Source organism: Blautia marasmi (genome assembly GCF_900258535.1).
Lineage (GTDB): Bacteria > Bacillota > Clostridia > Lachnospirales > Lachnospiraceae > Blautia > Blautia hominis.
Genome location: NZ_OIWX01000001.1, coordinates 4,089,549 through 4,103,363 on the forward strand (window position 1 = coordinate 4,089,549; position 13,815 = coordinate 4,103,363).

Sequence of the window (13,815 nt, forward strand, 5' to 3'; positions counted from 1 at the left end):
GGATACGAGAGAGGAAGAGATATGTGGAGGGTACTATTGGCAGACGATGAACCTTTCGTAAGGGAAGGGTTGAAAGAATTAATACCATGGGAAGAATTGGGATACGAACTTTTGGGGGCTTATAAAAATGGAAAGGAATTATTGGATGACATACCTCTGAAACGGCCGGATCTTGTTGTCCTGGATATAAAAATGCCGGTGATGGACGGACTGGAAGCGGCCAGGATTATCAGTGAAGAATATCACCAGGTACAGGTAGTCCTCCTGACTGCCTATGCGGAATTTCAGTACGCACAGCAGGCGATCACTTATGGTGTGCAAAGATATGTGATGAAGCGCAATGTCCTGGATGATTTACCGGAAGTCCTGAAAGATATGGGAAAGAAGATCAAGCAAGCCGGCAGCGTGGAAAAGAAAGAACAGGCTTTTCTCCGCCTGCTGCTTCACGAGTCGGAATTCAAGGAACTTCTGATAGAAGAAAGCAGTGGATACTATGAAAGGTATGCAAAAAAATTTGAGGAATTTCGCCTGCTGGTGATCCAGGGGTATAAGGAGGCGGGGGAAAGCCGGTCAGCCATAAAAGAAAGAATGCTGTTGGAAATTCAAAAAATCTTTCCGGCTCAGTACGAAGAAGGCAGGATATTATCTGTCAGTATTACAGAATATATAATTCTGCTGTCGGGAGATGAAACGGAGGATAATCTGCAGGAAAAATGCCGGCGGCTGAGCGTGAGCTGCAACAGTGACGAGCAGAATATATTGATAGGAATCGGCAAAGTTTATCAGGGTATTGAAAATATTAGTCCGGCTTATAAACTGGTGCTGAATTATCTGAGCACACACTTTCAGGACTGGGAGGAAAATAATCCGGATGTGGTGTGGGTAGGAGAACTTTCAAAGACTGTGGGCGGAAAACTTCCGGTCATAGTGGGTTGTCTGGTTGAGGCAATGGAGACAGGAAACGGTACACTCTGTGTTGATGAACTACAGAATTTTCGTTATGAGGTCAGAAACAGTACGGAAATCTGTGTTCGGAGCGCTTTTTTTCTGCTGCTTGCGGAGTGCCGTAGAATTTGCCATGAATATGGGTGGGAATTGAGCACAGTGATCGGCATCGGGGAAGCGGAAATAGATACAAAAATATTAAAAATCAGCCTGTCAGAGTTGGAAGACTGGATGGAGAAGAGCATATTGGCTGTTATGGATCAGATGCGAAAAGGCATGGACAGTGCGGATGATCTGGTTAAAAGAACCCGAAAGTTTGTGGAGAAGAACTACTGCAGGAAGCTTACCTTGGATGAAATTGCCGGAGCTGTATATGCCAACTGCAGCTATTTAAGCCGGCTCTATAAAAAGAAAACAGGTGAGAATCTTTTTGATACCATAAACCGTAAAAGAGTAGAAACTGCAAAGCAACTTATTGCAAAGGGGGAAAAGAAAATTTTTGAAATCGCAGCTATGGTGGGGGTAGATGACACGGCATATTTTTCTAAAGTTTTCAGAAAATATACGGGGTACTCTCCAAAAGAATATGAGCGGATCACCAGGGAGGGATCAAAGGGATGAAGAAGAAGTTAGCCCCATTATTTCTTTGTGTCACGTTTTGCCTCATGGGATGTATGGGTGAGGAACCGGCTGAACAGACGGAAATTGTGCTGCTGCACGGCTGGGGCACCATGGAATCCGATCATCAGGCGATGAGGCAGATTTATCAGGATTTTGAGAAAGAGAACCCTGATGTTAAATTGAATTTGGTATCCATGCCTTCCTCACAGAGAGTGATAGCAAAGGCTCAGGACATGCTGGCGGTGGGAAACACCCCGGATTTGATCTTTGCTGGGGGAGAGGGAAAGGATACCCTTTATTCCTATATGACAAGTGAGGGTTATGCTGTGGATCTGATGCCTTACATGGAGAAGGATCCGGAATTTAAATCTATGATATCACCTGCAACGTTAGAGCGGTGGAAGACATCGGACGGGAAACTTTTCACGGTTTCTGATGTATTGTTGGAAAGCGGATACTGGTATAATAAAAAAATATTTGAGAATGCAGGAATTAGCAAGGTGCCTTCATCCTGGGAGGAATTTGTGGAGTGCTGCCGTCTTATCCGGGAATGGGCGGACAGGGAGAAGCTGAATACGCTTCCGCTTCACCTGGATCCGGAGACTTGTCTATATCTGGTGAATGCATATATGGCCGGGCAGAAGCCGTCTGCGGATTATCCTTTAGGCGGAGATGAAGAGCTGTTCCGAGAGGCATTGAAGCAGCTGAAGGAACTGCAGCAGTATGCTTCCGAAGAGGACCGTTCTTTTACATACAGGGACAAGATGCGCAGCTTCAGTCTGGGGCATTGTGCCATATGTGTAAATGGGGTGTGGTCAGAGCAGATGCTGCATCCCAATCTGGAAGCCGGATATGCTGCGCTGCCTTCCAAAGATGGAATGAGTGTGGGGATGATTTCCTCGTGTATCGGTTATCTGATGGGAAAGTCGGGGGATGATCTGCAGCAGAAGGCATGTATTCGTTTCCTGAAGTATATGCTCAGTGAACCGATACAGCAGCGTATTTTGAAAGAGACAGGACAGATACCGTCAAATCCCAACATCACAGGGGAAATATCAAGGCAGCATGAAAAATTGTATGAGGCCTGCCAAGCAGTGGAAGGTGCTGACATAGTCAGAGAAATACCTGCCAATATATGGAATGATAAACAGATGGGGCTGTTTCAGGAACATATAGGGGATTATCTCCAGGAAAAAACAGACTTGGATGACTTTATTCAAAGTATTAAAAATTAGATATATCAATAAATGACAAAAAAATAGTAAATAGATTACAAATAAGAGCAGAGCCTGGCACATAAATGTGTCAGAGGCTCTTTTTTTCGTTAATATGTACAAATTATACAAGCGCAAGTAAAAAAAATTCATGGACTTTTGATATGATTTTTCCTATGATTGATGTCAGAAGAACAATATGAGGAGGTATTTGTATGAGAAAAAGAACAAAGCAGATGCTGGCGCTGGGATTAAGTGCAGTCATGATGACTCTCTCCCTGGCTGCCTGCGGAGACAGCAATCCGGGAGGCGGAAAGGCAGAAACAACGGACAGCGAAGAAACTATTTCAGGGGACATCCGGTATGCATTTTGGGATGCAGCACAGCAGCCATATCTGGAACAATGTGTAAAAGAATTCAACAAAATCTATCCGGATATCAAGGTGACATTAGAACCCAATGTGTGGGATGAATACTGGACAAAACTGGAGGCGGGTGCAACCGGCGGAAGTATTGCAGACGTATTTTGGATGAATGGTCCCAATATCACCAAATATGTCAAGGGTGATATTGTCATGCCAATAGATGATCTTCTTGCAGGGTCAGGGCTGGATACGGCCAATTATCCGGAAGGCCTTGTGAATTTGTATAATATTGATGGAAAGCAGTATGCAATACCTAAAGATTTTGACACCATCGGCGTGTGGTATAATAAGAAAATTTTTGATGAAGCCGGGGTTCCATATCCTACCGATGACTGGACATGGGAGGATATGGCAGATATTGCCAAGCAATTGACAAAAGAAGATGGCAGTGTGTATGGAATTGGTGCGGCCTATGATACACAGATTGGTATCTATAATACCATCTATGCTGCCGGCGGAGAGGTGATTTCAAAAGATAAGAAATCCTCCGGTTATGATAAAGCGGAAACCCAGGCAGGAGTACAATGCTGGGTTGACTTGATGGAAGCCGGAGTATCCCCTAATGAAGCTTCTCTTGAAGAAACACTGGGTTATATACAGTTCCTTTCAGGACGTCTGGGAATGTTCTGGTGCGGCTCCTGGTTTTTGGGGCAGGTGCTGGATTCCGATATGAAGGACGATATCAATGTGGTTGAGCTTCCATCTATCAATGGAAAGAAAGCCACCATTATCCATGGACTTGGAAACTGTATCTATAAAGATACGAAATATCCGGAAGCTTCATGGAAGTGGGTGGAATTCTTAGCCGGAGAACAGGCTAACAAACTGTCTGCGGAAACAGGTGCAGCGCTTCCGGCTTTAAAGGGAACCGCACAGGTATGGGTAGATAAAAATCCGGATTATAACCTGAGATCCTTTATTACTTCTTCAGAGGAATATTCTTATCCTTATCCCGCATCTGTGAATACGGCTGAGTGGGAACAGTACCAGGCAGATAATCTCAAACGTGCCTTCAGTTTGGAGGTTAGTGTAAAAGAAGCCTGTGAGAAGGCAGCAAAGCAGATGAATGAGGTTCTTGCGAACGAATAAACCAGCAGATGAGGGATTCGTTTTATGACGATCCCTCATTTTACTGAAGAGATAAGAGAGAAGGAGGAGTGGCATGGGAAATAATAAAAAAGATAAATCCTCAAAAGACTATGTCTGGGGGTATTTGATGATATCGCCATTGGTTCTGGGGTTGGGGATTTTCTATTTCTACCCGGTTTTTAAGGTCTTTCTTGACAGCTTTCATGAAGTGGGAGCATTCAACAGGAGCAAGTGGGCGGGGCTTGCCAATTACCAGAAAATGTTTTCAGATCCCGTCATGTGGGAAGCTCTTGGAAATACGTTCAAGTATGTGCTCATCATTGTGCCCTGCACCATTGTTTTGGCGCTGGTATTGGCATGCTTTTTAAATATGGGGATCAAGGGGCGTTCTGCTTTACGAGTTATTTATTTTATACCCGCCATCACTATGGGAGCTGCTGTTGCTATGATATGGAGGTGGATGTATAACGGTGACTATGGTATTCTGAACTTTATCCTGAACAAAATAGGTGTGGACTCTATACAGTTTTTGAGTAACCCCCATACGGCTTTAGCAGCTATCAGTGTGGTAGCTATATGGAGCAATGTGGGTTACAATATGATTATTCTTTTAGCAGGTATCCAGGGAATATCCAAGAGTTATTATGAAGCAGCGGCTATAGATGGAGCGAACAAGAGAAAACAGTTTTTCCATATCACGATCCCACTTGTGACGCCTACGTTGTTTTTCGTGACGATCACATCGCTTATCAGCACATTCCAAACCTTTGACACAATTTATATGATGGTGGATAAGAAGAATCTGGCCATGGAGGGCACACAGAGTATGGTGGTTTATTTTTACCGAAATGCTTTTGAATACTCTAAAAAAGGTTATGCATCTGCACTCGCCGTCCTTTTATTCCTGATCATCATGATTGTAACGGCAATTCAGATGAAACTGCAGAAAAAATGGGTGAATTATGAATAGGGGGGCGAGATAATGAAAAAAAAGAAAGTAAATTGGGGAAATGTCATTATTTACATGATCTTAATTATGGGGATTGTGATCACACTTCTGCCTTTTGCCTGGATGCTGCTGACATCTTTAAAAGGGCAGACGGAGGCAGTCCGGATACCTCCTTCTATTTTGCCGAAAAAGCCACTTTGGGGAAATTATAAGAAAGTCTTTGAGGTGATTCCTTTCGGAAAAATGTACTTCAATACGATCGTATCTTCTGTAGTGACTGTGGGGATACAGCTATTTATCTGCTCTATGGCCGCATATGCCTTTGGAAGGATAAAATTCCCCGGACGAAATATAATCTTCACAGCACTGCTGGCGGTTCTGATGATTCCGGCATCTTTTTTTATTCTTCCTCAGTACCTTATGATTCAGAAACTGGGGTTGCTGAATACACTTCCGGCATTGTTCATTCCTAATCTGTTCAGTGCTTTCGGTACATTTCTGATGCGGCAGTTCTTTATGGCTCTGCCGGATGAGCTGGAAGATGCGGCCAGATTGGACGGGTGTAATCAGTTTATGATATACACAAGGATCATGCTTCCATTGGTTCGTTCCGGTTTGGTAGCATTGGGAATCCTTACGTTAAGGTTTGCATGGAATGATTTGATGTGGCCTCTTATTGTGAATACATCTTCGGAAAAGATGACACTGTCTGCCGGATTATCATTCCTGCAGGGACAGTATGCCACTGATTATCCGACAATGATGGCAGGTGCTATGATGGCGGTGCTGCCGCTCCTGATATTGTTTGCTATTTTCCAGAAACAATTTATTGAAGGGGTGGCAATGACCGGAGTAAAGGGCTAGACAAAAAAATCACTATGGAAAAGAAAGGCGGTATCTATATGAAACAGGTGACAGCAATTTTAGCTGGGGCAGGGCAGAGGGGGATGCGCGCATATGCTTCTTATGCTCTTGAGTTCCCAAACGAATTAAAATTTGTGGGGGTGGCAGAGCCGGATAATATGCGGAGAGAAGAGTTTAGGGGAAAACATCATATTTCTGCCGAGAATTGTTATTCCAGCTGGCAGGAAATGCTGGAGCAGCCGAAAATGGCAGACTGTATTCTGATATGTACTATGGATAATATGCATTATGAGCCGGTAAAAAAAGCGGTGGAAAAAGGTTACCACATCCTCTGTGAAAAGCCTATGAGTTCATCAAAGATGGAACTGGAAGAGATGGCGGCCATGGCAGATGAAAGTGGAAAAATTTTTTCTATCTGTCATGTCCTCCGGTATTCTCCGTTCTTCCGGGAGATAAAAAGGCTGTTACATGAAGGGACGATTGGACGCCTTGTTACAGTTCAGCATATTGAGAGTGTGGGATTCTGGCATATGGCTCACAGTTTTGTCCGGGGAAACTGGCGCAACAGTGATGAGAGCAGCTGTATGATACTACAAAAATGCTGTCATGATATGGATATCCTGTTATGGCTGGTGGAGGGGCATTGTAAAAGGGTTTCCAGTTTCGGAGGCCTCACACTTTTTAGGGAAGAGAATGCCCCCAAGGAAGCACCGGGGCATTGTCTGGATGGCTGTCCCAACCGGAATGAGTGTCCGTTTTATGCACCGCATTTTTATCTGGAACATGAGCAGGGGTTTGCATTTTCAGAGGGGATAACACCGGATACCAGCCGGGAAGGGATCCTTAATGCGTTGAAGACAGGACCTTTTGGAAGATGCGTGTACCATTGTGACAATAATGTTGTGGATCACCAGGTGGTAAATTTGGAATTTGACAACGATGTAACGGTCAATATGACTATGTCGGCATTTACGGAAAAGTGTGAGCGGATTATCAACCTTATGGGAACAAAAGGTCAGATTCGAGGAAATATGGAAGAAAATTATATTGAGGTGATGGATTTTGTCACAGGACATCATTACAAAATAGATTTGGCAATCCCGATGGCAGGGCATAGCGGAAGCGATCAAAGGATGATGAAAGATTTTACTGCACTTGTGGCAGCGGACGGTTATGGGGATAATCCCAGCAGTGCAGCAGATGCTGTGGAAAGTCACATGATGGCACTGGCTGCCGAGGAAAGCAGATTGAAAAACGGAGACGTGATCACATTATAAGGGAGAGATTCATGAAGAAATATGATGCACGATGGGAAACATTAAAAGAGCATGAAGTACCTGCCTGGTATGAGGATGTGAAACTGGGAATTTTTATTCACTGGGGACTTTATTCCATCCCCGCCTTTGCCCCAAGGACCTGGGAATTGGGAGAGGTGGAACCGGATGAGAACTGGTTCTGCAATAATCCTTACGCGGAATGGTACTACAATTCTGTCAATGTGGGAAAAGGCCCTACATATGAGCACCATTTAAAAACGTATGGAAAGGATTTCCCGTATGAGAAGTTTGCCGACATGTGGAAAGCAGAGAAATGGAATCCGGACGAATGGGCAAAATTAATAAAACAATCCGGAGCCGGTTATGTGGTTCTGACAACAAAACACCATGATGGTTTTTGCCTCTATCCAAGCAGGTATACGGATTTTCACTCAGGCATCCGGGGCCCAAAACGGGATTTAGTAGGGGAACTGACGGATGCTGTAAAAAAGGAAAATCTTCAGATGGGGCTGTATTATTCCGGAATGATTGACTGGCAGTTTGCCAATGACCCCATACTTAAAGACACTGATAATACTTACAAAGCCTGTCCTACTTTTGCCTATGCGGATTATGCTTACCAGCAGAGTCTTGAGATTATAGACAGGTATCATCCTTCCGTGTTCTGGAATGATATCGGTTGGCCTGTACAGGGGGAGGGAAATCTTCCTTATCTGTTATCCCATTACTATAATACGGTGGAGGATGGTGTGGTAAATGACCGATTTAACGGTATGTATAAAGATTATGCCACAAAGGAATACCGTTCCGGTAATGTAAACAAATCCGAAAAATGGGAGATGTGCCGGGGGCTTGGACTGTCTTTTGGTTATAATGCCAATGAGGGGGAGGAACATCTGATCCCAATGGAAGAGTTGGTTTTATTATTGGTACAGGTAACAGCCGCCAATGGAAACCTTCTGCTGAATATTGGTCCAAGGGCGGATGGCACCATTCCTGAATCCCAGGTATGGAGGCTGCAGGAGTTAGGCCGCTGGCTGAAGATCAACGGTGAAGGTATTTATAAAACGAGATGCAGCAGCCGTGAGTCGCTGCTCCTTGAATCAGGAGTGGAAGTACATTTTACCCAAAAAGATAATGAGGAATTTGTTTTTTTGGGGAATCTAAGTGAGGAAGTGGTGAATATTCATATTCCGGAAGTATATGGACATCTGGAACCACTGCAGCCGGAGATAGAGGTTCATTGTGTGAATACGGCAAATGGGCTTCGTGTGACAATCTTCAATTATAAGAAAGAATATTATACATTGGGATTTTGTATAACGAAGAAATAAAAAGTCGGACACATTCATATAACACCAAAGAGCGGCGTTCACCGGTTCCATTCTGGAAGACAGGGGCGTCGCTTTTTTATCCATACCACCATTGTGCGTTTCTATCTGTTGTCCGATAGTAGCTGCATGTTCTGCGCCATTTTTCTAAATTCCCCGGGAAGCAGCCCTGTGCTTTTGCGGAAGAGTTCAGCGAACCGGCTGGCATTCGTATACCCTACGGTTTGCGCCACCTGCCCGATGGAAAGCTCTGTGTTTGCAAGCAGGTTCTCTGCCTGGCTCATCCGGCGCTGCTGGATGTATTCCGTAATGGTGCAGCCGTACAATTCCTTAAAAACAGTCTGGAGCTTGCGCACCCCCATACACGCCACCTGCGTAATCTGCTCTAAGGGCAGTTCCTGCATACAGTGGTCATTCAGATAAAGGACAAGATTTCTTAATAGCTGGGTGTCTTCTGCGGATAGTTTTTTCCTACATTCCTGTTTTTTCTGCAAGGCTCTGTCCCGCTCCACGATCAGCGACAGCGCTTCCGCAACCTTGGCTTCATAGAACAGGTTTGCCGCCATTCCTTTTCCGCGGTAGTCCCTTACATGCCGGAGAAGACGGGACATTTCAGGAAAATCCATTGTCTGCCCCACAGATGCGAAGGCACCCAGGGGGCTGGCATATTTATCAGGATACTGCTCTTTCAGGTAATCTTCATAGTAAGCCGGTTTCATCTCAATCTCCACCGAACGGATGGGGATTTTTTTGTGGATCAGAACTTTGTAGGGCCGATACCTTCCAATAAAACTTTTTATGCTCCCTGCTTCCAAACGCCGGTAAGGGGTAAGCTCTTCACCGGACACGGAATCATATTGCATGATGCTCAGGCATTCCGGCCAGTTAAACTCCAGGATGGTATCCTTGTGAAAGAAAAAATCGTGGATGGTGATATTGAACAAATCTTTTTTTTCATAAAGCCAGTATGTGCCTTTCCCCACTTTGTCTGACAACTGCCACGCAGTGCCAATCTCACAATAGGATTTGCAGCCAAGAGCCGGCACGAATCCCTTTTCGGCAAATTGCTGACGGTAATAATCCGTTTCTGTTTTTTTCATCTTATTCTCCCAATGCCTTGATAACGCATACTTTTGTCCTGATAACGCAAAAGTTAGAGGAATCTATTGAAAAGTTAAAATTTATAGAGTATTGTTTTTAATAGTTAGTGCGACCTAACTTTAATAATATCATAAGGTTTCGGATTCGTCAACAGACGAACCGGCAGATCCCGAAAGGAGAAAGTTATGAAGAAAAAAGAAAGTCCTGTTAAGCTCCTGCTTAAGTGGGCGGGAAAGGAAAAGTATTGGATGTATCTGGCGATTGCTTTATCGTTTGTCAGCGGGCTTAGCACCATGGTTCCCTATTACGGGATCTATAAACTGATGGATGCAGTCTATACCAATACATGCTCCGCGGAATTGGTTGTCCGGAACACTGTATTGATCATGTCGGCAATCCTGCTCCGATTTCTGCTGTTCGGCGCCTCCGGGGTAGCTTCCCATAAGGGTGCCTACAGAGCGCTGTTCAAGGTGCGCTGTATGGTGGCTGACCACATGGCAAAGGTCCCTTTAGGGGCTTTGAATGAGAGGAGCACAGGAGAGATTAAGACAGTGCTTAATGAAGACATCGAAAAATTAGAGCTGTTCCTTGCGCATAACATGCCGGAACTGGTCTGCTATCTGGTAGGTCCCGTGGCTGTCTTTATTTATCTGATGACAGTCAACGTGCCCCTCGCATTGATTTCCCTGATCCCTCTGGCGCTGGCTGTGCTGGTCATGTTTGGTATGTTCGCAGGGACCACCGGAATGATGGGCCGGGCAAACCAATCGGTATCCAACCTGAATTCTGTCATGATTGAATACATCAGCGGCATGAAATTGATCAAGGCCTATAACATGGGCAGCAAGTCATTCCGGAAATATGCAGACGCAGTGAATGAGGAGAATGATGTGTGGAATTCCATGGCAAGGAAAATGGGGCCATTCTACGCGTCGTTTATCGTTATAATTGAATGCGGTATGCTGCTCATGGTCCCAATTGGAGGAATGTTCTTCCTGAAAGGCTCCATAACGGCCAGTTCATTCCTTTTGTTTGCCTTTGTCGGTTCCCTGTATCTGACGGAGATCCGTCCTTTGCAGGAGCTTGGAAGCAGCTTTGCACAAGTGCTTACCGGTGTGACAAAAACAGAAGAAATCCTGAATATCCCAACTTATGAGGGCGGCATGGGTTTTCCTAAAAAGCATGACATTGAACTGAGAAATGTGACATTCTCTTACAACGGCAATGGATCCGGAGAGAAGATAAAGGGGTGCCCGAACCACGGTAATACCATTAATGTTCTGGAACACTGCAGCCTGAAAATCAAGGATGGGGAACGTATGGCCTTAGTAGGTCGTTCCGGTGCCGGGAAAAGTACGGTGATAGAATTGATATCCCGTTTCTATGACGTACAGGAGGGCCAGGTGCTCATTGGGGGCAGAAATGTCAAGGATATCCAATATGAGACTCTGCTGGAGAATGTGGCGATTGTCTTCCAAAAGACGTTCCTTACCCGTGACACCGTCTTTGAGAACATCCGTATGGGCAGCAGTGCTACGTTAGAACAGGTGCGAAGAGCGGCAAAGGAAGCGCAGATCGACGACTTCATCATGTCTTTGCCGGATGGCTATGACACAAAGGTCGGCAGTTTTGGCTCCCGCTTTTCCGGCGGGGAAAAGCAGCGGATCGCAATCGCCAGAGCGATTCTAAAAAATGCACCAATCTTAATCCTGGATGAGGCTACCAGTGCGGCTGACCCGGAGAATCAGGTAGAGATTGACAAGGCCATTGAAAACCTGTGCAAAGGGAAAACGGTCATTATTGTGGCCCACCGCCTCAGCGCATTAAAAATGTGCAGTCAGGTGGCTGTCGTTGAACATCACACCATCACTGCGGTTGGTACCCATCAGGAGGTACGCAAGAAAAACAAGTATTACGATCAGGCATGGTCTGATTATGCAACTGCCCGCAGTATGGCTTATCAGTTGGAAGGGGGTGCTGTAAATGAATGAAAATCCAATGAAGAAAAACAGCAGGTTTTATGTGGGCATGGTTTTAAATGTGGTGGAAGGAATCCTCTCAGGATTTAATTTTCTCCTGCTCTATGAAGTGATGAAGATGCTCTGGAACAGGACGGCAGATATGCCATCCCTGTTCAGACTGACGGCTATCCTTGGGATTGCTTTTGCAGCGAGGATCATTGTCTACAGTATTGGGTATACGGACAGCCAGATTGGAGGGGCGGCGGTCAGCAACAAGATCCGGCTGTATCTGGGAGACAAGATCAAACGGATTCCCCTGTCCCGGTTTACGCAGGGTCAGACAGGTCAGTATATCAATATTGTTACCAGTGATGTGAACGGATACGAAAAGATACTGACACATACCATAGGAGATCTGGTGAAACATATCGCGTTCTGTCTCATGATGATCATCTGGGCAGGGACCATCTGGCTGCCGGGCGGCATCATCCTGGCCTGTGTGGAACTGGTACTGGTGCCGTTTTTATGGCTGACATTCCGGGTGGTTAAAAAATATGGCACCCAGAAGAACGAGGTGGCAGCGGAAACGGTCAGCAGCATTGTGGAATATGTGTCAGGGATTCAGACATTCCTGGCTTACGGCGTTGGAGGTACCAAGAATAAAACAGTCATATCTTCCATGAAGAATTACAGCGATGCAAGTTATGATTATGAGAAACATGGGATCCCCACCAATGCCATACAGTGTATTTTCTTATGGGCCGGCCTGCCAATCATGGTGTGGGCAGCGTCCCGTCCCATGCTGGCGGGTGAATTAGACTCTGTATCGTACCTGCTGATCTGTATGCTGCCCATGCTTCTTGCAAAATTGTCTGACTCCATCTCCAGAAACCTGATGAGTTATAAGAACCTGAAAATATCAAAGGATAAAATCATGGCGGCCATAAACGAGGAAGAAGAGAAGGGCAGTATGAAGCCTTTTGTCACTTACTCACATGAGATTACTTTCCAGGATGTTGATTTTTCTTATGTGCCAGGGGAGCCTGTGATGAAAAATATCAGTTTTACTGTGCCGGATCAGAAGCTGACGGCAATTGTTGGTGATTCCGGTTCCGGAAAGTCAACTATCCTGAATCTGATATCAAAATACTACAAGGCCAGTGGCGGAAAAATTATCATTGGGGGAAAATCCACGGATAAAGTGGCAGCAGAGCGTGTACTGGAACAGATTTCCATGGTGGATCAGGATGTGTTCCTGTTTGATGATACGATCCGCGACAATATCCGTTATGCCCGTCCGGATGCTGCAGATGCGGAGATTGAGGCGGCGTGCAGAGAAGCAAACTGTGACACCTTCATCTGCAAAATGGAAAAAGGATATGAGACGCCAGCAGGGGAGAACGGCAATATGCTCTCCGGCGGTGAGCGGCAGCGCCTTTCCATTGCCCGCGCGATATTGAAAGACAGCCCTATCCTGCTTTTGGATGAGGCCACGGCTTCTCTTGACATTGAGAATGAACTGGCAGTAAAGCAGGCAATCGCAAATTTGCTGCAAGCAAAAAAGACAGTAATAATGATTGCGCACACATTATCTATCGTAAAGAATGCTGACCAGATTCTGGTCGTGTCGGATGGCAAAATCGCGGAGTCCGGAACGCATGAGAATCTATTAAAGAAGAATGGCAAATATGCGGCCATGTGGAATGCCGAGCAGAAACTTTCCACTTAAGGCCGTACCGGCACTCCGGTATGAGTAGAGAAGAAGTTTCCATTCAATCCGGTATTCGTGAAGAGGTTATTGACGGGCTGGAAACTGATTTTGATTTAATAAAAGATACATCTGCGTTTCTGCTATTTCGCCTGGCACATGTTTTCGGATGTACGATGGAAGATCTAATGGAGATATGACAACATATGGGTCGGTAATAATAAAACAAAAACAGTAAGAGGCTGTCGCACTAATTACTTAGTGCGACAGCCTCAGACTGTAGACAATCGCCCTCTTTTTGGAGCGGTTGTCTATTTTCAGTTTAACCTG

10 protein-coding genes are annotated in these 13,815 nt (G+C 45.2%); 9 read left to right on the top strand and 1 reads right to left on the bottom strand.

Annotated features, from left to right (window positions below):
• Positions 1–21: 21 nt before the first annotated feature.
• From C6P39_RS17720 to C6P39_RS17750, 7 genes are all read left to right on the top strand, one after another.
• A complete protein-coding gene (locus C6P39_RS17720) occupies positions 22–1,566 on the top strand; it encodes a response regulator transcription factor (protein WP_104804682.1) in 1,545 nt (514 codons plus the stop codon).
• Entirely contained in the window at positions 1,563–2,801 is a 1,239-nt protein-coding gene (locus C6P39_RS17725; protein WP_104804683.1) for an ABC transporter substrate-binding protein, read from the top strand. Before C6P39_RS17720 ends, C6P39_RS17725 begins: the two co-directional genes overlap by 4 nt.
• Positions 2,802–2,995: 194 nt before the next feature.
• Positions 2,996–4,294: an ABC transporter substrate-binding protein gene (locus C6P39_RS17730; RefSeq protein WP_104804684.1), complete on the top strand. Its 1,299-nt coding sequence runs from the start codon at positions 2,996–2,998 to the stop codon at positions 4,292–4,294.
• A 73-nt stretch (positions 4,295–4,367) separates the two neighbouring features.
• On the top strand, positions 4,368–5,264 hold the full coding sequence (locus tag C6P39_RS17735) for a carbohydrate ABC transporter permease (RefSeq protein WP_104804685.1): 897 nt from the start codon (positions 4,368–4,370) through the stop codon (positions 5,262–5,264).
• 12 nt (positions 5,265–5,276) lie between these two features.
• Positions 5,277–6,107 carry a carbohydrate ABC transporter permease gene (locus C6P39_RS17740; RefSeq protein WP_104804686.1) on the top strand — a complete coding sequence of 277 codons (831 nt, stop codon included), beginning with the start codon at positions 5,277–5,279 and terminating at the stop codon, positions 6,105–6,107.
• Between the two features lie 38 nt (positions 6,108–6,145).
• The gene (locus tag C6P39_RS17745; RefSeq protein ID WP_104805978.1) at positions 6,146–7,384 is read left to right on the top strand and encodes a Gfo/Idh/MocA family protein; all 1,239 of its coding nucleotides are present in this window, start codon (positions 6,146–6,148) and stop codon (positions 7,382–7,384) included.
• Between the two features lie 11 nt (positions 7,385–7,395).
• On the top strand, positions 7,396–8,718 hold the full coding sequence (locus C6P39_RS17750; RefSeq protein ID WP_104804687.1) for an alpha-L-fucosidase: 1,323 nt from the start codon (positions 7,396–7,398) through the stop codon (positions 8,716–8,718).
• 101 nt (positions 8,719–8,819) lie between these two features.
• On the opposite strand, the gene C6P39_RS17755 is transcribed toward C6P39_RS17750, so the two are convergent.
• Positions 8,820–9,815, bottom strand: a complete 996-nt coding sequence (locus C6P39_RS17755) for a helix-turn-helix domain-containing protein (protein ID WP_104804688.1) — start codon at positions 9,813–9,815, stop codon at positions 8,820–8,822.
• A gap of 186 nt (positions 9,816–10,001) precedes the next feature.
• On the opposite strand from C6P39_RS17755, the gene C6P39_RS17760 reads away from it, so the two are divergent.
• Entirely contained in the window at positions 10,002–11,807 is a 1,806-nt protein-coding gene (locus C6P39_RS17760) for an ABC transporter ATP-binding protein (protein ID WP_104804689.1), read from the top strand.
• Positions 11,800–13,506 (top strand): ABC transporter ATP-binding protein, encoded by a 1,707-nt coding sequence (locus tag C6P39_RS17765; RefSeq protein ID WP_104804690.1) that lies wholly within the window; start codon positions 11,800–11,802, stop codon positions 13,504–13,506. Before C6P39_RS17760 ends, C6P39_RS17765 begins: the two co-directional genes overlap by 8 nt.
• Positions 13,507–13,815 lie beyond the last annotated feature (309 nt).

What these genes read in the sequence shown, in the direction of transcription:
- C6P39_RS17720 (WP_104804682.1), top strand. Translation starts at nt 22, where the DNA reads ATGTGGAGGGTACTATTGGCAGACGATGAACCTTTCGTAAGGGAAGGG.
- C6P39_RS17725 (WP_104804683.1), top strand. Translation starts at nt 1,563, where the DNA reads ATGAAGAAGAAGTTAGCCCCATTATTTCTTTGTGTCACGTTTTGCCTC.
- C6P39_RS17730 (WP_104804684.1), top strand. Translation starts at nt 2,996, where the DNA reads ATGAGAAAAAGAACAAAGCAGATGCTGGCGCTGGGATTAAGTGCAGTC.
- C6P39_RS17735 (WP_104804685.1), top strand. Translation starts at nt 4,368, where the DNA reads ATGGGAAATAATAAAAAAGATAAATCCTCAAAAGACTATGTCTGGGGG.
- C6P39_RS17740 (WP_104804686.1), top strand. Translation starts at nt 5,277, where the DNA reads ATGAAAAAAAAGAAAGTAAATTGGGGAAATGTCATTATTTACATGATC.
- C6P39_RS17745 (WP_104805978.1), top strand. Translation starts at nt 6,146, where the DNA reads ATGAAACAGGTGACAGCAATTTTAGCTGGGGCAGGGCAGAGGGGGATG.
- C6P39_RS17750 (WP_104804687.1), top strand. Translation starts at nt 7,396, where the DNA reads ATGAAGAAATATGATGCACGATGGGAAACATTAAAAGAGCATGAAGTA.
- C6P39_RS17755 (WP_104804688.1), bottom strand. Translation starts at nt 9,815, where the DNA reads ATGAAAAAAACAGAAACGGATTATTACCGTCAGCAATTTGCCGAAAAG.
- C6P39_RS17760 (WP_104804689.1), top strand. Translation starts at nt 10,002, where the DNA reads ATGAAGAAAAAAGAAAGTCCTGTTAAGCTCCTGCTTAAGTGGGCGGGA.
- C6P39_RS17765 (WP_104804690.1), top strand. Translation starts at nt 11,800, where the DNA reads ATGAATGAAAATCCAATGAAGAAAAACAGCAGGTTTTATGTGGGCATG.